Consider the following 342-nt stretch of genomic DNA (forward strand, 5'->3'; position numbering starts at 1 on the left):
TCAACGCTATTGACAATTATTGGTATAAATGATATATTATATATACAGTACTGTAAATATTATGAAATAAGAGGTTTACAAAATGAAAGTATCTTTAAAGAAAATTATAACATCATTGTTTGCGTGTATACTTTTTACTGTATCTATGATAAGCAGTATTACGGTAAGTGCAGCATGTCAGCCAAAGCTTTATCTTTTGGCAAATAATATGCGGACTTATACAGCTAAGCCGGGAGAAACTGTAACAATTACTTATAATGTTGACGCTCCAGATCATACTTGGTGTGCTACAGGAGTTCATATCAATTATGATAAGAGACTTACAACAAAACTTGATAATCG

At 31.0% G+C, this 342-nt stretch carries 1 protein-coding gene; it reads left to right on the forward strand.

Annotation, left to right across the window (positions count from 1 at the left end; genetic code table 11):
• Positions 1-82: 82 nt before the first annotated feature.
• A partial coding sequence (locus OCV67_RS12935) for a hypothetical protein (protein ID WP_178085168.1) occupies positions 83-342 on the forward strand: 260 nt, incomplete at its 3' end.

Source organism: Porcipelethomonas ammoniilytica, from assembly GCF_025567485.1.
In the GTDB taxonomy this organism is placed as follows: domain Bacteria; phylum Bacillota; class Clostridia; order Oscillospirales; family Ruminococcaceae; genus Porcipelethomonas; species Porcipelethomonas ammoniilytica.